Origin of the sequence: Mycobacterium sp. IS-1590 (genome assembly GCF_001500025.1) — a bacterium.
In the GTDB taxonomy this organism is placed as follows: Bacteria; Actinomycetota; Actinomycetes; order Mycobacteriales; family Mycobacteriaceae; genus Mycobacterium.
Window position 1 is genome coordinate 48,357 of record NZ_LQIW01000023.1, and the last position, 19,016, is coordinate 67,372.

Here is a 19,016-nt window from a genome sequence, read left to right on the forward strand (position 1 = left end):
AACAGATCACGACAACCGCAGCGGCGCCGGGCTCCACAACCCGCTGCGCGTCGCCGTGCCGAGGTCGAGACGGGCCTCCGCGGCGTTCGGGTACCACGGCGTGAGCTGCTGCAGCGAGCCCCAGTCCCGGAACCAGTCGTCCTGCAGATACGTCGGCACCGTCGTGGCCCGCACCAGCAGTTCGGTGATGCCGAGCGGCCCGCCACCGAGGTAGTCCATCACCGGCGAGTTCGCCTCGGCCCCGAACCGGTCGGGCAGGATCCGCCACTTGGGCACCTCGACGACGCCGTTCTGGTGGCCGAACGGCCGCTGGCACGGGAATGCCAACCCGACCAGCCAGTCGAGCAGCACCGGGTCGGACGATCCGACGACATCCTGCAGCGTGCGCAACTCCGGGATCCGGGGTGGCGTCACCGCGATCCAGTGCTGGGGGTCGAGGTCGTCGTCGGAGGCCACCAATCGAATCTGAGTGGCGTCGCGCGGTATCGCGGCCAGGGGCGCCCGCAGGTTGCGCCACGCGGGGGAGGCGCCGACGTCGGCGAACCCGATCGCACCACCCGGCTCGTCGGCGGCGGCCTGCTCGTCGGTCGCCCACTGCACCGTGACCTCACCCGCGTCGAACCGGCCGGCCGCCGAGACGACCAGCAGCGGGCCGGCGTCGTCACGGTCCGGCAGCCGGTACCACGCCGAGCGCAGCTGCGCGGGCTGCTGGGTGCCGGCACGCCAGCTGCCCATCACGGGGGTGGTGGCCGGATCGAGTTTGTAGGGCAGCCGGGCCCGTGAACCGTTGACACCGGCGGCGGCGGTCGTGCCGCCCTCGGTCCCACCGTTGCCCGCCTGGTCGTCTTCGCTGTCGGTGTCGGCGAAGTTGGTGGAGGTGCCCTGTCCGCTCATGGTCTCGTCGGCGGAGACGTCGCTGGGAATCCCGTTGGGGTTGAACCCCTGTGCGGTGCCGGCGCCGAGCGCCTCACCGACGGGCGTGTCGATCGGCGTCAGCATGCCGACGTTGGGATCCTCCTCGACGAGCACGTCCTGGGCCATCCCGCACGTCTTCCCGGTCACGGCTTCGAGGTTGGACCGGCCCACACTCCACGCCGGGTACTGGTCGATCATGGCGAGCGTCAGCGAGAGCACCTCGAAGACCACCAGCAGCCAGGTGGCGATGGCCAACGGCGCCTGCAGTATTCGTTGCCAGCGCCGCTGCGGGCCCGGCGGCGACGAGTCACGCCCGGAGAAGTGGAACCACGCCGCGGCGAGCAACGCCAGCACGGACAGCCCGAGCAGGATCGTCGAGAAGCCGAACTTCCACTCCGGCATGGCGTTCGACCACGGCACACCGAAGTTCGACACGTACCACCAGCCGTTGACGGTGGCGAACGACAGCGCCATCGCGAACAGAACCGCGGCGCCGAATACCGAGCGGTTGCGGCGCGAGCGCATCGCCGCGGCGGTCACGGCGACCGCGGCCAGTGCGCCCAGCGAGCCGGCCAGCCCGGCGAACACACCGAAGTGGTGGGTCCACTTGGTCGGCGTGAACATCATGGCCAAAAACGAGATGACCGTGATGCCGATGATGCGGCGGCTGGGTCCCAACGCGGTGCCGGGAATCTTGTACTTGCGCAACGCCATCGCGACTGCAACGGCGAGTGCGATCAACAGCATGAGCACCGCGAACCGGCGCGCCACCGAACCGTCGGGGCTCAGCGTGAACAGCCGCTCGTAGCGGATGTGCTCGTCGAACCAGCTCAGGCTCGGCCCGACCGCGGACTTGAAGGCGCTGGCCTGCAGTTCGGAGGCCAGCGTCTGGTCCCGGAAGATCAGGATGATCGTCACGGTGGCCGCGGCCAGGATCGGCGCCAGCAGCGCCAGGTAGCCGAAGCGTGAGACATGCGCGGCGACAATGGTTTTCAGGGGTCCGACGGCTACCAGCAGCGCGCCGACGGCGGCGATGCCGGTCGGACCGGAGAACAACGTGAGCGCACCGATGATGATCGCGATCGCCACGGGCAGCAGCCTGCTGGTGGCCACCCCCCGCTCGACCGAGCACCAGGTCAGAAGGATGCCGAGCGCGATGATCGGTTCGGGCCGCAGCCCGTTGTTCAGCGGCAGCCAGAACGCCAGGAACAGGCCCGCTGCCGTCCACGCCGCCGCCGGTGTCTGCTTCACCGCGTGGCCCAGGCGCGGGATCACCTCACGGCTGATGACCCACCAGCACGCCAGTGCCATCACCAACGTCGGCAGCCGCATCCACACGCTGTTCGTGCTGACGTGCGCCCACAACGCCAGCAGGTCGTAGTACCAGCCGAACGGCGCCTCCGGCGTGCCGAACCACCGGTAGTAGTTCGCCATGTAGCCGGCGTGCTCGGAGACCCGCGCCATCGTCAGGATGTAGCCGTCGTCGGCGGTGTTGGCGCCGACGAAGTGCCACCACACCAGCACCGCGGTGACGACGCCGTCGAGCGGTCGCAGTGTCCACCACCGCGGGGGCAGGAACCGTCTGACGCGGCGACCATCGGCGGTGTCGAGAAGATGCAGCGCGACCAACGCGATGACGGTCATCGCCACCCCGATGATCATCGCCAGCGTCTTGAGCAAGGTGGGCGATGTGCTGTAGCGGGTGTCGAGCGTCGCGGAGAACTCCAGGCCCGGTGGCGCGGGACCGCTGAGGTCGGTGAAGACGCCGACGATCTGGGGGCGGAAGTCGTAGCCGCCGCGCTCGCCGCGCAGCGGTTCGCCGGGATCCTCGCTGGGAATCCGTCCCGGGCCCTGGACGAGACCGACGAACTCGCCGGTCACCTTGTCGGCGTGTGCGGTGAAGGTCAGCCGTTGGCACTGCGGGCTGAGCACCTGGGCCAGCGGCGCGCTGACCACCGGGGTGTTGCGCACGATCACCAGCAGGTCGTCGTTGACCCGCTCGATGAGAAGGCCGCGGTCGATGGCCTTGGGCGCCTGTTTGGGCACGGTCGACAACAGCACCGTGCGGCCCCCGGCCAGCCCGGCCGCCGCTCGACACGGCACCGAGATCTCCAGGTCGGTGGCGACGTAACCGATGAGCGGGGCGTCCACGCTCTGCAGAACGCCGTTCTGCGGCCACTTCAGTTGCGCGGTGGTCTGCGTGACCGGCATCAACGGCGTCGCGACGGCCAGAAGTGCCCCGAGCAACCCCGCAACGATGGCTATCAGCCGCACCGTCCGATGGTTCGCCCCGACCCCGGCTTCACCGACCACGGCGTTCGATCCTAATTGGGCTTGCGGATCGCCAGCACGAACGGGCCGATGCTGGAGACCTCGAAGCGGGGGTCGTCGAACAATGTCTCGTCCAGGGAGACGTGGTAGCGGCGCACATTGGGCTGGTTCGGGTAGACGTCGGAGGCCAGCCGCAACGTGTAGGTGTCGTCAGCGCCGCGGCGCATCAAGAACACGGTCGGCGGCTCCCACGGCAGCGAGTCGAGCGCCTCGATGAACTTATCAGCGTCGGTCAGCGTCGCCCAGCCCTCGATGGCGTCGGCGCGCTTGTCGAACTGGGCGAGGGGGTTCGCGTAATGCGAGGTCAACCCCTGGAAGCCGTAGTAGGGGTAGTAGGACAGGAAGCTGTAGTCGGCGGTCAGCACGACGGTCTCGTCGCGGGGACGGCCGGTCACCTCGGTGATCTTGGCGTCGATCTCGCGGTAGTAGCGTTCGGCGCCGGGCGGTCGCCGGTCCGCGCGCTGACCGTATCCATCGGTGTCGGTGTAGGCGACGACGATGTCGGAGCGCAGCACGTCGGGGATGTCCTGGCTGTAGGTCAGCGCGCCGATCGCGCCCAGCGTCGTGGCCGCCGCGACGACGCGTCGCGCGTTCTCGGGTCGCACCCGCGCCGCGACCGCACGCGTGACCTCGATGAAGCCGAAGGCGCCGGCCGCCGTCAACAGCACGGTCAACGTCGGGTTCAGCCGGAACGACAACAGCGTGGTGCCCGCCAGCGTGGTCAGCATCGACAGCAGCGACCAGGCGTAGACGGCGAGCACGGCGATCGCCAGAGCGCCGGCCCGGGTGGAGGTGCGCGCACGCCAGACCAGCCACAGCGTGCCGAGCATGCACAGCGCCCCGAGCAGCGTGAAGTGCAGCATCGGGAACTCCAGCTGCGCGCCGTCGGTCGGCAGATAGTGCTGCGCGGTTCCCGAGTCGGCGGGCTCACCCCTGGCGGCGGCCAGCAGGTACGGCGCCCAGCCGATCAGCGCGATGGCACCCGAGATGACCGCGATGACCACCAGACGCACCAGCGGGTCGATCCGTTTGCGCGCGACGGCCAGCAGCACGCCCATGATCGCCAACGTGAATGCGGCGTAGGCGAACAGCAGCGTGTACGACAGCGCCGCGACGCCGAGGAAGAGTCCGGTGCCGATGACGGCGGGCCAGCCGCCGTTACGCGTGGCCCCGCGCAGACCCGACCAGGCCAGAACGAACACAGGTGGCAGCAGCACACAGATGATCGCGGCGTAGGGCTCGGCCGGGGAGTACGCGAGCGTGGCCGCTGCGGTGGCGACGGTGACGACGAGCGCGTACTCGAAGCGAATCACGGCCGCCCACAACACGAACGCCACCGCGATCGCGACGGTGATCGACGTGATCGCCCACGGTTTGAACATCTCCCACGCGGGAGTCCCGGTCAGCGCCGCCAGACGGCCGCCGATCCAGAACCAGCCCGGCGGATAGAACGGCGGTAGACCCATGTAGGTCATATCGCGCAGTGCGGCGCTGTCGGCCAGCCGAGTGAGGTACTCGGTGCGGAACTGCTGATCGACCGAGATGCCGTACAGGTAGAGCCGGGTCGCGCCGAGGGGCATCGCGAGCGTCACCACCGAGAAGGCGGACAGGAACAGCACCGCCCCGGCCCTCGCGAGCAGCCGGCGACCGCGCCGCCAGATCCATCCGCTGCCCAACAGCCCGGCCAGACAGGCGAACTGGCCCACCGTGGTCAGCGCGTGCAGCTGATTCGACGAGTTGTACGCGGGCCACTCCACCCGCGCGATCGCGGCCAGTGAAACGACCGCGACGACGATCGCCACCGCGGCGGCCGCCACCATCTGGCCGGCGACCTTGATCGGCAGGGCCCGTGCGCCGCGTGGCATCAGATGGGTAGCTTGCGGAAGATCGGCCGCGGGATGTGGCGCAACACCATCATCACGTACCGGAACGCTCCCGGCGCCCATACCAGTTCCTTGCCTTTGGCGGCGGCCGTGACGGCCAGTTCGGCGACGTCTTCCTTGTCGACGGTGAACGGCGCCTCCTTTGCGCCGGTGGCCTTCCAGTGCTCGATGGTGGTCGTGGTGCGCACCTGGCCGGGACGGATCACCAGCACCCGAACTCCGTGCTCGCGCAACGCCTCTCCCAGTCCGAGGTAGAAGCCGTCGAGGCCGGCCTTGGTCGACCCGTAGACGAAGTTGGACCGGCGCACCCGTTCACCGGCCGCCGAGCTCATCGCGATGATCTGCCCGAAGCCCTGGGTCCGCATCTTCTCGCCGATCAACACGCCGACCGAAACCGCTGCGGTGTAGTTGATCTGGGCGACCTGCACGGCCTTGGACTGGTCCTGCCACAACTCCTCGGCGTTACCGAGGAGCCCGAAGGCCACGATCGCGACATCTACGTCACCGTCGCTCCAGGCCTCGTCGATCACGGCGCGGTGACCGGCGGTGTCGCTGCCGTCGAAGTCGATCCACTCGACGGACTTGGCCCCCGCGGCCGTCATTGCGGCGATCGCTTCGTCCTTGCGGGGGTGGTTCGGCAAGTCGGCCAGGATGATGCGGGCGTGCGCGTTGCGCAGGTAGCGCGCGCAGATCGCCAGCCCGATCTCCGACGTCCCGCCGAGCAACAGGATGGTCTGGGGGTTACCTACGGCATCAAGAACCATCTACAACAGCTCCAAGCGTCGTGCCATGTCGGATGCGAAGACGCCGTTCGGGTCAGCCTTGCGGCGCACGGCGATCCACTCGTCGATCCGCGGATACATCTTGTGGAACCGCTCGGCGCTGACCCGGGAGTCCTTCGCGGTGTAGACCCGGCCGCCGAACTCCATGACCCGCTCGTCGAGTTCGTTGAGGAATTCGTTGATCCCGGGCTTGTTCGGGAAATCCATCGCCACGTTCCATCCCGCCATCGGGAAGCTCAGCGGCGCGCGGTTGCCCGGTCCGAACAGTTTGAACACGTTCAGCGCCGAGTAATGCCCGCGGGTCTGGATCCAGCGGATGATGGCCTTGAACTCCTCGAGCGCATCGGGCGGCACAAGGAACTGGTGTTGCGCGAAACCCGCTGGGCCGTAGGCGTTGTTCCACCCGCTGACCAGATCCAGCATGTGATAGAACTGCGACAGGTTCATGATCTTGCCGGTGTAAGTGCCGCCGAGCCGGTAGTACACCTCGCCGATCGCCATGAACGAGAGCTTGTTCATGGCGCTGACGGGAAAGATGTTTGGTACTGAAAGCAGTTGCGGCGCATCGAATTTCAGTGGGTTTTTAGCCAGCTTCGGGGGCAGCTGATCGAGCGTCGCGAGGCTGCCACGGCTGATCGCTGCCCGTCCGAGTTTCGGCGGTGGGCTGATCAGGTCGAACCACGCGCTGGAGTAGGTGTAGCGGTCTTCGCTGCCGTCGAGGTGCACGGCGACGGTCTCATCCAGGTCGCTGGTGGACACGCCGTCGGCGATGAAGTAGGCGGTTTCAGTGCGTGTCATCGCGATTCGTGCGCGCACCACGATCCCGGTGAGGCCGTTACCGCCGACCGTCGCCCAGAACAGTTCGGCGTCCGGCCCGTCAGGTGTGAGGGTGTGAACCTCGCCGTCGGCCGTCAGCAGGTCCATCGACAGCACGTGATTGCCGAAGCTTCCTGCGCTGTGGTGGTTCTTGCCGTGGATGTCGGAGGCGATCGCCCCGCCGACGGTGACCTGCCTGGTGCCCGGCAGCACGGGCACCCACAGCCCGAACGGCAACGCGGCCTTCATCAGCTGGTCGAGGCTGACGCCCGCGTCGACGTCGGCCACCGCCGTCTCGGCGCTGATCGAGTGGATTTTGTGCAGCGCGGTCATGTCCACGACCAGGCCACCGCCGTTGCACGCCTGGTCGCCGTAGGAGCGGCCCAGCCCGCGGGCGAGGACGCCGCGGTGCAGGAACGACGGGCTCGATGCACCGCGGTCGGCGGTCTCGCGGACCGCTCGGGCGATCACGTCGACGTCCGGCGTGGTCAGCACCTGCGCGACCGATGGTGCCGTGCGGCCGAAGCCGCTCAGGGCACGCGAGGTCGTCGGCAGGTTCTCGGACATCGTGACGAGGGTACCGTGCGCTCACCGGCGCCTCGTCCAGCCGAACACAGGTCCCACGGTCGCGCCCAGTGTGGGGATGTGTCACGCAACGTGGCCGGCCGCGTGACACAAGCCCACGCTCGCCACACGACCGCGTCAGCGCAGCCGGAAGATGACCGCGCGCTGGACGACGAAGTTGATCACCGTCGCCGTGCCCTGGGCGATGACGAACGCGACCGGCACCCGCCACGGCTTGTCGTCCCACGCCATGTACAGCACGTAGTTGATGCCGACCTGCGCGGCGTAGGTCACCGCGTAGAGCACACACACCGCGATGAACCGCGCGGTGCTCGGCGGCGCCTGAAAGGTCCACCGGCGGTTGATCAGATACGCCGTTGTGGTGCCCGCGATGAAGCTCAGCGTCTTGGCCACGTTGACGTGCAGACCGGCGGCGAGCATGGCGACGTACAGACCGAAGTCGACGATCGCCGAGAAACCACCGGTGACGATGAACCGCCAGATCTGGGTGCCCAGGCTCAGGGTGGGCTGCATCGGGGGCTCGGCCACCCGGGCAGCTTACGTGGACGCGAACCCATCGACACCCGGCGCGCGGGTTGACAAGCCTCCGGCCGCGGTCGCCGCCTCGCTAGATTCCAGGTGTGCAGACCCGCTCCGGTGCGCAGATCACTGTCGACGGTGGCGTCGTCTACAAGTTGCACCGGCCGGGCACCGACCCGCGCGCGTTGACGGTCCGGCTGGGCATCGCCGCCCGGTCCGACTGCCTGCTCTCACCGCTGTCGGTGGTTCCCGAGTTCCGGCGCGCTCGGCTACACCCAGTAGGCGACGCGGGCGCGGTACTGCCGCATCGCGAACGCCGCGAAGATCCAGCCGACCACGGTCAGCACGAGCACCACCACCCAGTGGCGCAACTCCTGGTCGGCACCCAGCAGCGGGGCGCGCACGATGTCGAGGTAGTGCAGCAGTGGATTGAGTTCGACGATCTTGGTGTACTGCTCGGCGCCCTGCTGTCGCAGCGTGGACTCGTTCCAGATGATCGGGGTCATGAAGAACAACAGCTGCACCAGGCTGACCAGCAGCGGGCTGATGTCGCGGTAGCGGGTGGCCAAAATGCCGAAACACAACGCCACCCAGATGCAGTTGAGCACGATCAGACCCAGCGCAGGGATGACCGCCAGGTCGGTCCACTTCCACGGCTTGGGATAGATGATCGCGATGATCACGAAGATGATCATGTTGTGGGCGAACAGGATCATCTGTCGCCACACCAGCCGGTAGACGTGCACCGAAAGCGGAGTCGGCAACTGTTTGATCAGACCCTCGTTGGCGACGAAGACGTCGGCGCCCTCGAGGATCGCCGCGTTGATCAGGTTCCACACGATCAGCCCGAGGGTGACGTACGGAAGATGTTCGGACAGCTCGAGTTTGAACAGCTTCGAGTAGAGCAGGCCCATGGCGACCGCGGTCGCGCCGGTGGCGATCGTGATCCAGAACGGCCCGAGAACCGACCGGCGGTAGCGCTGCTTGATGTCCTGCCAGCCGAGGTGCAACCACAGCTCGTGCTTGCCGAAACCGGCGACCAGGTCGCCCCAGGCCCGGCTCATGGTCTTCGATTGCGCGGCGGCGTCGGTGAACGTCACTGCTGAAGCCTCCCGAACCTCTCCTTGCGGCCCATGCGCCGCAACCGGATCCACTCCATCAGCCCGGCGGGGTCGCGGCGGGACACCAGGAAGAACCAACCGAAGCGCGCCCACTCCTGCAACTGCAGTCGGCGCAGGCCGGGCTGGGACAACAGGTAGCCGCGGTTGCGATAGGTATAGAAACGTTTGGTGGCGCTGTCCGGAAACTGCGTGTGCATCCGGCCGCCGAGGATCGGTTTGAACTCGTCACCGCCCTGGGGGTGCAGGTACACCGCGTCCAGACAGGTGCCGAACGGTAACCCGGAGCGGACCAGCCTGCGGTGTAGTTCGGTCTCGTCACCGCGCACGAACAGGCGCAGATCGGGCACGCCGGTCACCTCCAACGTCGTCGCGGCGAAAAGCGCGCCGTTGAACAGTGAAGCGATGCCCGGCAACAGTCCCCCGCAAGCGGGAGGCGCCCCCACCTCACCGGATTCGGAGCGTAGCTCGTCGACACGGCGACGCCACACCAGCCCGCGACGCAGAGGAAACGCGAGCCTTCCGGGGTCGTCCATGTCACAGACCATCGGCGACACCTCGGCCAGTCCGTGGCGGGCGGCGCATTCGATGAGCGTGCCCAGCACCTGCGAGTCGGCGGGGCGGCCGTCGTCGTCGGCCAACCACACCCAGTCCGCGCCCAGCGCCAGCGCGTGCAGCATGCCCAGCGCGAAACCGCCTGCGCCACCGAGGTTTCGGCGCGATCCGAGATAGGTGGTGGGGATGGGTTGGCCGGCCACCAGCTCGGCGACCCGCGGGTCATCGTCGTTGTCGACGACGATCAGGTGGTCGGGCGCGCGGGTCTGGGCCGACACCGACTCCAGCGACTTCGCCAACTCGTCGGGACGACGGTGGGTGACCACGACCGCGCATATGACGGGGCCGGTTGGCTCCTCGGGCAAGCCCTCGTCGGCGGTCATCCCTGGCGCGTCTCGTCGAGCACTTCGCGGACATGGCGGGCGGCGTCCTCGCCCTCATAGGCACGCACGACGTCCTCGATGCCGCCGGTCATCTTGATCGTGCCGTGGTCGATCCACATCGCGGTGTTGCACAGGCGGGCCAGGAACTCGTTGGAGTGGCTGGCGAACACGAGGATGCCGGAGCGCGCCACGAGTTCGGACAACCGGGTCTGCGCCTTTTTCAAAAACTCCGCGTCCACCGCGCCGATGCCCTCGTCGAGCAGCAGGATCTCGGGGTCGATGCTGGTCACCACGCCCATGGCGAGACGCACGCGCATGCCGGTGGAATAGGTGCGCAACGGCATCGACAGATAGTCGCCGAGCTCGGTGAACTCGGCGATCTCGTCGATCTTGGCCAGCATCTGCTTGCGCGTCTGCCCCAGGAACAGGCCGCGGATGATGATGTTCTCGAAGCCGGAGATCTCCGGGTCCATCCCGACGCCGAGGTCGAACACCGGCGCCACCCGGCCGGTCACGGTCGCGACCCCCCTGGTGGGCTCGTAGATTCCCGACAGCAGGCGCAGCAGCGTCGACTTGCCCGCGCCGTTGTGCCCCACCAGACCCACCCGGTCGCCGAGTTCCAGCGACATGGTGATGTCCCGCAGCGCCTCGATGACCACGACGTTGGATTCGTTGCGGCCGATCGCGCCGCCGGCCTTACCGAGGAACGCCTTCTTCAGCGAGCGTGACTTCGCATCGAAGATCGGGAACTCCACCCACGCGTTGCGGGTCTCAATGTGTGGGACCAACGCATGCCCCTACAGGTATTGCCCGGTCCCCGGATGCGACGGACCGCCGCGCACCGCGACCCCGGGCGGCAGCGCACCCTGGCCCCGCATCTGCTCCAGCTGCTGACGGGCCGCCATCTGCTGGGCGAACAGCGCGGTCTGGATGCCGTGAAACAGGCCCTCGAGCCAGCCCACCAGCTGGGCCTGCGCGATGCGTAGCTCCGCGTCCGAGGGCACGGCCTCTTCGGTGAACGGCAGCGTGAGCCGCTCGAGCTCGTCACGCAACTCGGGGGCCAGGCCGTCCTCGAGTTCGGTGATGCTCGTGCGGTGGATCTCGCGAAGCCGGTTACGGCTGGCCTCGTCGAGCGGCGCCGCGCGCACCTCCTCGAGGAGCTGCTTGATCATGGTGCCGATCCGCATGACCTTCGCCGGCTGCTCGACGAGGTCGGTCAGCGACTTGCCGTCCTTTTCCTCGTCGCTCCCGGCTCCGCTGTCGTCGCTGCTGATGATCTCGATGTTGTCGTCGTCGGTCATACTCCCTGCGTTCCCTCTAATCTTCACGCCATTCGTCGCGCAAGCCTCGCGATCCCGCCCGCGACCGCGAACCATCTAGCGACACTAGTCCGTCGCGCGAGAGGCGGTCGCCACGCCGGGCACGGACGAAGGTCGAGCCATGACCGCAAACCGGTCCGGCCACGACCTTCGACGGTCGAGCAAACGACTGAGTCTCAGCCACCAGCGTGAACATACACGCTCGTTAACCGCGTACAGCTTTGCGGCTGTGCCGCGGGAGTGACCAGCAACGACAACGGGTTTAGCCCTCCGAACGCCAAGGTCACTGGACTAGTATGGCTGCCCAGCAGACCCAGTCCGACATGGCGGGTCGGGCCGAGTATCGGCCAGAATCGTGTGGGTTCGCGAACTCACGGACGCTCGAAGGTGGGCTGGCATGGCATACGACGTCGCCCGGGTGCGCGGTTTGCACCCCTCTCTGGGCGACGGATGGGTGCGCTTCGACGCCCAGCACGGCATGTTGTTGCCCGACACCGTCGGTCGAGCGGTGTCCACGGCGTTCCGCGGGTCGATGCCCACCCCCGTCGGTCCCCACCCGTCGGCCCAGCGCAGCGCCGCGGTGCTGGAAGCTGCGCGGCTGGCCGTGGCCGACCTCGTCAACGCCGATCCCCGCGGTGTCGTCCTGGGCGCCGACCGCGCAATCCTGTTGACCTCGCTGGCGGATGCGTCGTCGTCACGTGTCGGTCTGGGCTATGAGGTGGTGGTCACCCGTCTCGATGACGAGGCGAACATCGCCCCGTGGCTTCGTGCCGCCAATCGCTATGGGGCCAAGGTGAAGTGGGCCGAGGTCGACATCGAAACCGGCGAACTACCCAGCTGGCAGTGGGAGAGCCTGGTCACCAAGCCGACCCGCTTGGTCGCAATCACTTCTGCCTCATCGACTCTGGGTACCGTGACCGATCTGCGCGCGGTGACGAAGCTGGCACACGATCAGGGTGCGCTCGTGGTCGTCGATCACTCCGCGGCTGCGCCCTACCAGTTGATCGACATCGACGAGATCGAAGCCGACGTGGTGGCGGTCAACGCATTGGCGTGGGGTGGTCCGCCCATCGGGGCCTTGGTCTTTCGCGATCCGACGCTCATCGGCTCCTTCGGTTCGGTATCGCTGGATCCGCATGCGACCGGAGCGGCGCGACTCGAAGTCGGCGCGCACCAGTTCGGTCTGCTGGCCGGCGTGGTGGCCAGCATCGAGTACCTGGCCTCCCTGGACGAGAACGCGCGCGGTACCCGCCGGGAACGCCTCGCGATCTCGATGCACTCCGCGAACGCCTATATGAGTCGGCTGTTCGACTATCTGCTGATCTCGCTGCGATCGCTGTCGACGGTGATGGTCATCGGTCAGCCCGAATCGCGAATCCCCGTGCTCAGTTTCGCGGTCAACGACGTGCCCGCCGAGCGGGTGGTTCAGCGACTGGCCGACAACGGCATCCTGGCGATCTCGAACGCGAGTTCGCGCGTGCTGGACGTGATCGGCGTCAATGACGTCGGTGGTGCGGTGACGGTGGGACTCGCGCACTACACCACCACCGCCGAGGTGGACCAGCTGGTACGCGCACTCGCCTCGCTGGGCTGACGGCTGCGTTAATCCGCAACGCGCAGAAGCACTTTGCCCGACACCTCGCCCGACTGCAGCAGCTCGTGCGCCGCGCCGGCTTCCTGTACCGGATACTCGGCTCCGATGATCGGCCCCACCTGGCCCCGCTCGATCATCGGCCACACGTTGGCGACGACCTCGGCGACGACCTCGCTCTTGCTTCCCCGGCCGCTGACCGGGCGCGCGCGCAGAGCGGTGGCGATGACGCCCGCGCGCTTTCCGAGCAGCTTGCCGATGTTGAGTTCGGCCTTCACCCCGCCCTGCATCCCGATGATCACCAGCCGGCCGTCGTTGGCCAGCGCGTCGATGTTGCGGTCGAGGTAGGCCGCGCCCATGATGTCGAGGATCACGTCGGCGCCGCCTTCGGCCCTGACACGTTCGACGAAGTCCTCGTCGCGGTAGTTGATCGTCACCTCGGCTCCGAGTTCGGCGCACAGGTCCAGCTTGTGGGCCGACCCGGCGGTCACCGCCACGCGGCATCCCAGCGCGCGGGCCACCTGGACGGCGTGGGTGCCGATGCCGCTGGCACCGCCGTGTAGGAGAACGAGCTGCCCCGCAGTCAACCCGGCGGTCATCACCAGGTTCGACCACACCGTGCACGCCACCTCGGGCAGCCCGGCGGCCTCGTGCAGCGACACCGAGCCGGGGACCGCCATCACCTGCCCGGCCGGTACGGCGACGTACTCGGCGTAACCGCCGCCCGCCAGCAACGCGCAAACCTGTTGTCCGACCTTCCAATCGGAGGCCTTGTCGCCGACCGCCTCGACCGTTCCGGAGACTTCCAGTCCGAGGATTTCGCTGGCCCCGGGCGGCGGTGGGTATTTGCCCACGGCCTGCAACAGGTCGGCTCTATTGATGCCGGCAGAGGCGACCTTGATCAGAATTTCGTCCTCGTTCGGCGCGATATCGGGAACCTCTTGCCAGGTCAAACGGCCTTCCGGGCCGGCCATGATTGCATGCATTCGAATAACGCTACTAGCCTGCGACAACAGTCTCGCGAATAAGTCGCCAGCAATGTCACGGCCGTTTACTATGGCCGAATGGAGGGGATAATTGCGGGTCGTACCGCGGGGGATATGCCGGGGCTGGACATTGCGGAGCAGCGGTCCTGGCAAAACTTTTTGGATGCTGCGCTCCGGCTGTATGCGACGTTGAATCGGTCGCTGGTGGACAAGCATCATCTGACGCTCAACGACGTCAGGCTGCTCGACATGCTGGACAAATCACCGACGGGATCGGCCCGCATGGGCGACCTCGCCGAGGGTTTGATGTCGTTGCCGAGCCGGGTCACCCGGCAGATCCGTCGCCTGGAGATGCAGGGCCTGGTGCGACGCGGGGCCAGTCCCGACGACGGCCGCGGCGTACTCGCCAGCATCACCGACGAAGGGCGGACCGCGGTGCGCGATGCGATGATCACCTACGGCGAGAGCGTGCGCGCGCACTTTCTCGACCGGCTGTCGCGGCCCCAGGTCGCGGCGATGGGTGAGAACTGCAGGCGGATCAGCGTCGGGCTCAAGAACGGGTCGATGAACGCCAAGTTGGGCCGGGTCTGAGGGGATTCCCCGTCGCGACGGGTTGAGCCGCCCCGTACTCTTGTCGGCGGTGGCGTGGCAGAGCGGCCTAATGCACTCGCCTTGAAAGCGAGAGACGGCTAACACCGTCCGGGGGTTCAAATCCCTCCGCCACCGCTCACGAGATGCGGTGTGCGATGCGCGCCAACACCCGCACGCCCGAATCCATCTGGGACTCAGTGAGGTTGGCGTAGCCGAGCAGCAGGCCCGGTGGCGCCGATCCCGGGTCGGCGAAGCACGGTGCGAGCGGCTCGACCCGTACCCGTTGCTCGGCGGCGCCCCGCACCAGGTCCTCGACCGGGAATCCGTCGGGGAAGCGCACGGTCAGGTGAACGCCCGCGGCGGCGCCGAGCACGGTTGCCTGCGGCAGGTGCCGGGCCAGCGCACTCAGCAGCGCGTTGCGGCGGGTCAGGTACCGGCGGCGCATCTGGCGCAGGTGCCGGTCGTATCCGCCCGATCTCAGCAGCTGCGCGAACGCCAGCTGGTCCATCACCGAACTCCCGGTATCGGCAAGCCCTTTGGCCAGTTTGACCGCGCCGACGAGATGCGCGGGCAGCACCATCCAGCCGATGCGAAGGCCGGGCGCCAGGGTCTTGCTGGTCGAGCCGACGTAGACGACGCGGTCGGGCGCGATTCCCTGCAACGCGCCGACGGGCGCACGGTCGTAGCGGTATTCGGCGTCGTAGTCGTCCTCGATCACCAGGTGGTCGGCTCTAGCCCAGTCCATCAGATCGGTGCGTCGCGCGGCCGACAGGACGACCCCGGTCGGCGACTGGTGCGCGGGGGTGGCGAGCACCGCGTCGGCGCCGCTGGTTGCCAATGCGCCGACATCGAGCCCGTCCTCGTCGACCGGAACCGGAACGGGTTCGATCCCATTGTCACGCAACACCATCCGGTGCAACCAGAATCCGGGATCCTCCATGGCCAGCGAGGAGACCGGCAGTGACCGGGCGAGCAATGCGATGGCCTGTGTCGCTCCCGAGCACAGCACGATGTGTCGCGGTTCGGCGAGCACACCGCGGACGCGTCGCAGGTAGTCGGCCACCGCGAGGCGCGTCGTGAACAGCCCCTGGGGCGCCACGTACCCGAACGCATCCGGACCGGTCTCGGCCAGGCCCTGGCGCAAGGCCCGCAGCCAGGCGTCGCGGGGGAAGCTCCGCAGATCCGGCGACCCCGGCAGGAAGTCGACGTCGTAGCCAGCGGTCGGCCCGGCCTCGCCGCGGGAGGGCCGGTCGACGGCATCGACCGTGGCGACCACCGTGCCCGACCCGTGCCTGCTGAGCAGGAACCCTTCGGCGACGAGTTGGCTGTAGGCATCGACCACGAGCCGACGGGAGACTCCCAGGTCGGCGGCGAGCAGGCGGCTCGACGGCAGGCGGGTGCCCGGTGTGAGGCGACCCGACCTGATGGCTGTCCGCAGTCCGTCGGCCAGTTGGCGATGCAGCGGATCGGTGGCCTCGCGGTCGAGTTCCAGCAGTAGCTCCGGACCGGAAGTGGTACCCGATTTCACTGTCAAAGTGGTGCCTATCTTGAGGCCAGTGGCGAATTAGCGTGACCGTATGACATCGACACCGACGCGCACAAGGACCGGCTTCGTCGAGGTGACCCTCCTCGTGTTCGGGCTCTACGCGTTGTCTGTGGGGCTGTTCATGATGTTCGCCCCGGGCACGTTCTTCGACACGCTGGGCAACTTCGGTGCGCGCAATGACCACTTCATCTTCGACGTGGCCACGTTCGAAGTGCCGCAGGGACTCATGCTGCTCGCCGCGGTGCGGTGGCCGCGATGGCGCACTCCGGCACTGGCATTTGCGACGCTGCACTGGGCGCTGCATTCGCTCAGCCACATCATCGACCCCCACCACGGTGCCGGCGATTGGATCGGTTGGCTGGAGGCGGGCGGCCTGGTATTCACCACCGCGATACTGGCGATCGCGTTGCGCGCCAGCGTCATCGCCGACAGGAGGCCATGATGCGAGTACTTGTTGCCGGCGCGACCAGCGTGCCCGGCCTCCCATTGCTACGGGAACTCGACGCCCGCGGCCACGAGGTCATCGGAGTGACGCGGTCACCGAACAAGACCGGCGCGATCACGGCCGCGGGTGCCAAACCCGTGGTCGCCGACGTGTTCGACACCGACGACATCGACAAGACCGTCGCCGATATCGGCCCTGAGGTGGTCGTTTCGCTGTTGACCACGCTTCCGAAGCGGGGACCGATGCGGGTCACAGACTTCGAGCCCGCGAGGAAGCTCTGGGGTATGGGTGCACCGAATCTGCTGGCCGCCGCACAACGTGCCGGTGTGCGGCGCGTCGTCGCCGAATCCGTCATGTTCGCCTACGGCTATCCGACCACCGGCCTGGCGCTGATGGACGAGAGCGACCCCTACCCCGGCCCGGCTCCGGCTGGTGGGAATGCCATGCTGGCGGCGCTGCGCGGGATGGAGCAGAAAGTCCTGGCGTCGGGTGAACACAGCGACACCGAGGGAATCGTGTTGCGCTACGGCGCTTTCTACGGATCCGGTGTGCCGCACGACGAGCTGTTCGCGCGGCTGGCGAGATGGCGGGTGGCGCTGGACATGGGTGGCGGCGGCATCGTGTCGTGGGTCCACATCGACGACGTGGCGAAGGCGACCGCGGCCGCGCTCGACCGCGGCCGAGGCGGCCAGATCTACAACATCGTCGACGACCGACCGCAGTCTTTCAACGACTACATCCGGGAGCTGGGCGACAAGCTCGGACGGCCTCGGCAGCTACGCATTCCGCGTACGGTGCTCAAGCTCGCCGCGCCCTACGGCGTCACCGCATTCGGCGACACCTGGCTGCCGCTGTCCAACGCCAAGGCCAAGTCCGAACTCGGTTGGACGCCGCGTCCCCGGATCTGAGGGTCTGACTCTTCACGCGTACCCGAGCGCCGCGTTCTCGGCCCGGATGCGGACGTTGAGCACCAGGGCATTGGCCGCGGTGAAGACGACCGCGGTCAGCCACGCCGAATGGACCAGAGGCAGCGCTGTCACTTCGACCACCACCGCGGTGTAGTTCGGATGGTGCAGCCACCGATACGGGCCGTGGTGCACGAGAGGCGCTCCCGGGATCACGATGAGCCGGGGGTTCCACCGTTTACCCAACACCGCGACACACCACCACCGCAGCGCGGTGCTCGCGCACACGACGGCCACCATCGGCCATCCGAGCAGGGGGATGAAAGGTCTGTGCAGGACCGCCACCTCGGCGATGCACGACGCCAGCAGCAGCGTGTGCATGCCGACCATCACGGGATAGTGGCCCCGTCCGAATTCCCTGCCGCCGTTGGCAAGAGACCACCGCGTGTTGCGCCGCGACACCGCCAGCTCGACCAGTCGTTCCAGCCCGATCGCGACGATGAACAAGTAGTACGCCATTGTCGGGTCCTCACCACTTCAGCAGGAGCAGCTCGAAGCTGAAGCCGGGGCCCATCGCCAGCAACACACCGAACGACCCGGGGGCGGGCGGCGAGGCGAGCGTGCGGTGCAGCACATCGAGCACCGATGCGGACGAGAAATTACCGTTCTCCCGCAACGAGTTTCGGCTGTGCACATTCGCCTCCGGCGGCAGACCGATCGCGTTGTCGATCGCATCGATCACCTTGGGGCCGCCGGGATGACAGATCCACGCGGTGATGTCTGCCACCGTGAGTCCGTGATCACCGAGAAAACCGGTGACCTCTTCCTCGAGGTAGTTCGCCGCCATGTGGGGGACCTCACGGGACATGACCAGCCCGAAGCCATCCGATGTGACGTTCCATCCCATGACGTCGACCGTGTCCGGGAACAGTCGGCTCCTGGTCGCGAGCACCGCGGGCGCGTGCGCGATCGTCGGAGGAACCCGGTCGGCTCCGGAGACCACAACCGCCGCCGCGCCGTCACCGAACAGGCAGGCGCCGATCAGGGCGGGTATCGATGTGTCGTCGCGCTGCAACGTGAGTGAGCACAGTTCGACGGAAAGCAGGACGGCCACGTCGGAGGGGAATCCCCTCAGATAGTCGTGCACGCGCGACATCCCGGCTGCGCCCGCGACACATCCCAGCCCGAACAACGGAATTCGTTTGACGTCCGGCCGCAGCCCGATTCGGGATGCCACCCGAGCGTCGATGGTGGGCACGGCGACACCGGTGCTCGACACGAACACGATGGCGTCGACTTCACCCGGGGCGACGTGTGCCGCCTCGAGCGCGGACCGCACGGCCCGTTCCCCGAGATCGGCGGCCACCTCGATGTAGGCGTTGTTCGCCTCGGTGAAACCCGACAACTTCGGATAGCGCGACAGCGGAAGCGAGAGACTGCGACTCTGCACCCCACTCGTCTGTGCGAAGCGGGTGAACTCGGGCCCGCCGACGCTGGTGAGCATCGATGCGACATCGCTTTGTTCGTAGCGATTCGAGGTGAACGCCACCGCGGTGCCCCCGATTCGGGGCGCACTGATTCGTTGGATCGCGCCACGATCGAGCGACGCGAAATCGGTTGTATTTGCCATGTAGTGCAGAACGCGACTGCAGTGAGAAATGGTGCCCGAGGTGACGCATCGCACAGCAATTTCGCCGAAATCCCTTGTGTGAGAAGGGATTCAGTACTACTGATTACTGGCAGTGA

17 protein-coding genes and 1 tRNA gene are annotated in these 19,016 nt (G+C 67.5%); 5 read left to right on the top strand and 13 right to left on the bottom strand.

Translation table 11 applies throughout. The annotated features are described in order from the left end of the window. Positions 1 to 6 precede the first annotated feature (6 nt). The 9 genes from AU197_RS14890 to AU197_RS14930 all read right to left on the bottom strand — a co-directional run bounded on the left by AU197_RS14890 (position 7) and on the right by AU197_RS14930 (position 11,188). On the bottom strand, positions 7 to 3,228 hold the full coding sequence (locus AU197_RS14890; protein WP_064403479.1) for an arabinosyltransferase domain-containing protein: 3,222 nt from the start codon (positions 3,226 to 3,228) through the stop codon (positions 7 to 9). 11 nt (positions 3,229 to 3,239) lie between these two features. After that, positions 3,240 to 5,111, bottom strand: coding sequence for a galactan 5-O-arabinofuranosyltransferase (locus AU197_RS14895; RefSeq protein WP_082696688.1), 1,872 nt, complete (start codon positions 5,109 to 5,111; stop codon positions 3,240 to 3,242). After that, complete coding sequence (gene dprE2, locus AU197_RS14900) at positions 5,111 to 5,893, bottom strand: decaprenylphospho-beta-D-erythro-pentofuranosid-2-ulose 2-reductase (RefSeq protein WP_064403480.1); 783 nt, start codon at positions 5,891 to 5,893, stop codon at positions 5,111 to 5,113. The genes AU197_RS14895 and dprE2 overlap by 1 nt, the downstream gene beginning before the upstream one ends. Beyond that, on the bottom strand, positions 5,894 to 7,294 hold the full coding sequence (gene dprE1 / locus AU197_RS14905) for a decaprenylphosphoryl-beta-D-ribose oxidase (protein WP_064403481.1): 1,401 nt from the start codon (positions 7,292 to 7,294) through the stop codon (positions 5,894 to 5,896). A gap of 135 nt (positions 7,295 to 7,429) precedes the next feature. Beyond that, positions 7,430 to 7,825 carry a GtrA family protein gene (locus AU197_RS14910; protein WP_064347557.1) on the bottom strand — a complete coding sequence of 132 codons (396 nt, stop codon included), beginning with the start codon at positions 7,823 to 7,825 and terminating at the stop codon, positions 7,430 to 7,432. Positions 7,826 to 8,100: 275 nt separating this feature from the next. Beyond that, positions 8,101 to 8,931: a galactan export ABC transporter permease subunit Wzm/RfbD gene (wzm, locus tag AU197_RS14915; RefSeq protein ID WP_064403482.1), complete on the bottom strand. Its 831-nt coding sequence runs from the start codon at positions 8,929 to 8,931 to the stop codon at positions 8,101 to 8,103. Next, positions 8,928 to 9,887: a galactofuranosyltransferase GlfT1 gene (gene glfT1 / locus AU197_RS14920; RefSeq protein ID WP_064403483.1), complete on the bottom strand. Its 960-nt coding sequence runs from the start codon at positions 9,885 to 9,887 to the stop codon at positions 8,928 to 8,930. The genes wzm and glfT1 overlap by 4 nt, the downstream gene beginning before the upstream one ends. Next, positions 9,884 to 10,675, bottom strand: coding sequence for a galactan export ABC transporter ATP-binding subunit Wzt/RfbE (gene wzt, locus AU197_RS14925; protein WP_064403484.1), 792 nt, complete (start codon positions 10,673 to 10,675; stop codon positions 9,884 to 9,886). Before wzt ends, glfT1 begins: the two co-directional genes overlap by 4 nt. A 9-nt stretch (positions 10,676 to 10,684) precedes the next feature. Further along, complete coding sequence (locus tag AU197_RS14930) at positions 10,685 to 11,188, bottom strand: bacterial proteasome activator family protein (protein ID WP_064403485.1); 504 nt, start codon at positions 11,186 to 11,188, stop codon at positions 10,685 to 10,687. Positions 11,189 to 11,603: 415 nt separating this feature from the next. Between AU197_RS14930 and AU197_RS14935 the strand changes: the two genes are divergently transcribed. After that, entirely contained in the window at positions 11,604 to 12,800 is a 1,197-nt protein-coding gene (locus AU197_RS14935) for a cysteine desulfurase-like protein (protein ID WP_064403486.1), read from the top strand. Between the two features lie 8 nt (positions 12,801 to 12,808). Here AU197_RS14935 and AU197_RS14940 read toward each other — a convergent pair whose 3' ends face one another. After that, positions 12,809 to 13,783 carry an NAD(P)H-quinone oxidoreductase gene (locus AU197_RS14940; RefSeq protein ID WP_064403487.1) on the bottom strand — a complete coding sequence of 325 codons (975 nt, stop codon included), beginning with the start codon at positions 13,781 to 13,783 and terminating at the stop codon, positions 12,809 to 12,811. 78 nt (positions 13,784 to 13,861) lie between these two features. On the opposite strand from AU197_RS14940, the gene AU197_RS14945 reads away from it, so the two are divergent. Both AU197_RS14945 and AU197_RS14950 read left to right on the top strand, forming a co-directional pair. Next, on the top strand, positions 13,862 to 14,374 hold the full coding sequence (locus AU197_RS14945) for a MarR family winged helix-turn-helix transcriptional regulator (RefSeq protein ID WP_064403488.1): 513 nt from the start codon (positions 13,862 to 13,864) through the stop codon (positions 14,372 to 14,374). Positions 14,375 to 14,422: 48 nt separating this feature from the next. Next, a tRNA-Ser gene (locus AU197_RS14950) sits at positions 14,423 to 14,509 on the top strand. A 1-nt stretch (position 14,510) separates the two neighbouring features. Here AU197_RS14950 and pdxR read toward each other — a convergent pair. Continuing rightward, complete coding sequence (gene pdxR, locus AU197_RS14955; protein WP_064403489.1) at positions 14,511 to 15,902, bottom strand: MocR-like pyridoxine biosynthesis transcription factor PdxR; 1,392 nt, start codon at positions 15,900 to 15,902, stop codon at positions 14,511 to 14,513. Between the two features lie 49 nt (positions 15,903 to 15,951). On the opposite strand from pdxR, the gene AU197_RS14960 reads away from it, so the two are divergent. Both AU197_RS14960 and AU197_RS14965 read left to right on the top strand, forming a co-directional pair. Then, on the top strand, positions 15,952 to 16,362 hold the full coding sequence (locus tag AU197_RS14960; protein WP_064403490.1) for a hypothetical protein: 411 nt from the start codon (positions 15,952 to 15,954) through the stop codon (positions 16,360 to 16,362). After that, complete coding sequence (locus tag AU197_RS14965) at positions 16,362 to 17,273, top strand: NAD-dependent epimerase/dehydratase family protein (RefSeq protein WP_064403491.1); 912 nt, start codon at positions 16,362 to 16,364, stop codon at positions 17,271 to 17,273. The genes AU197_RS14960 and AU197_RS14965 overlap by 1 nt, the downstream gene beginning before the upstream one ends. 12 nt (positions 17,274 to 17,285) lie before the next feature. On the opposite strand, the gene AU197_RS14970 is transcribed toward AU197_RS14965, so the two are convergent. Next, positions 17,286 to 17,789, bottom strand: a complete 504-nt coding sequence (locus tag AU197_RS14970; RefSeq protein WP_064403492.1) for an isoprenylcysteine carboxyl methyltransferase family protein — start codon at positions 17,787 to 17,789, stop codon at positions 17,286 to 17,288. 10 nt (positions 17,790 to 17,799) lie between these two features. Further along, positions 17,800 to 18,900 (bottom strand): type III polyketide synthase, encoded by a 1,101-nt coding sequence (locus AU197_RS14975; protein WP_197415549.1) that lies wholly within the window; start codon positions 18,898 to 18,900, stop codon positions 17,800 to 17,802. Positions 18,901 to 19,016 lie beyond the last annotated feature (116 nt).

Coding starts and splice junctions, on each gene's coding strand:
- AU197_RS14975 (WP_197415549.1), bottom strand. CDS start 18,900: ATGGCAAATACAACCGATTTCGCGTCGCTCGATCGTGGCGCGATCCAA.
- dprE1 (WP_064403481.1), bottom strand. CDS start 7,294: ATGTCCGAGAACCTGCCGACGACCTCGCGTGCCCTGAGCGGCTTCGGC.
- AU197_RS14945 (WP_064403488.1), top strand. CDS start 13,862: ATGGAGGGGATAATTGCGGGTCGTACCGCGGGGGATATGCCGGGGCTG.
- AU197_RS14965 (WP_064403491.1), top strand. CDS start 16,362: ATGCGAGTACTTGTTGCCGGCGCGACCAGCGTGCCCGGCCTCCCATTG.
- AU197_RS14940 (WP_064403487.1), bottom strand. CDS start 13,783: ATGCATGCAATCATGGCCGGCCCGGAAGGCCGTTTGACCTGGCAAGAG.
- AU197_RS14910 (WP_064347557.1), bottom strand. CDS start 7,825: ATGCAGCCCACCCTGAGCCTGGGCACCCAGATCTGGCGGTTCATCGTC.
- AU197_RS14930 (WP_064403485.1), bottom strand. CDS start 11,188: ATGACCGACGACGACAACATCGAGATCATCAGCAGCGACGACAGCGGA.
- glfT1 (WP_064403483.1), bottom strand. CDS start 9,887: ATGACCGCCGACGAGGGCTTGCCCGAGGAGCCAACCGGCCCCGTCATA.
- dprE2 (WP_064403480.1), bottom strand. CDS start 5,893: ATGGTTCTTGATGCCGTAGGTAACCCCCAGACCATCCTGTTGCTCGGC.
- AU197_RS14895 (WP_082696688.1), bottom strand. CDS start 5,111: ATGCCACGCGGCGCACGGGCCCTGCCGATCAAGGTCGCCGGCCAGATG.
- AU197_RS14935 (WP_064403486.1), top strand. CDS start 11,604: ATGGCATACGACGTCGCCCGGGTGCGCGGTTTGCACCCCTCTCTGGGC.
- AU197_RS14960 (WP_064403490.1), top strand. CDS start 15,952: ATGACATCGACACCGACGCGCACAAGGACCGGCTTCGTCGAGGTGACC.
- AU197_RS14970 (WP_064403492.1), bottom strand. CDS start 17,789: ATGGCGTACTACTTGTTCATCGTCGCGATCGGGCTGGAACGACTGGTC.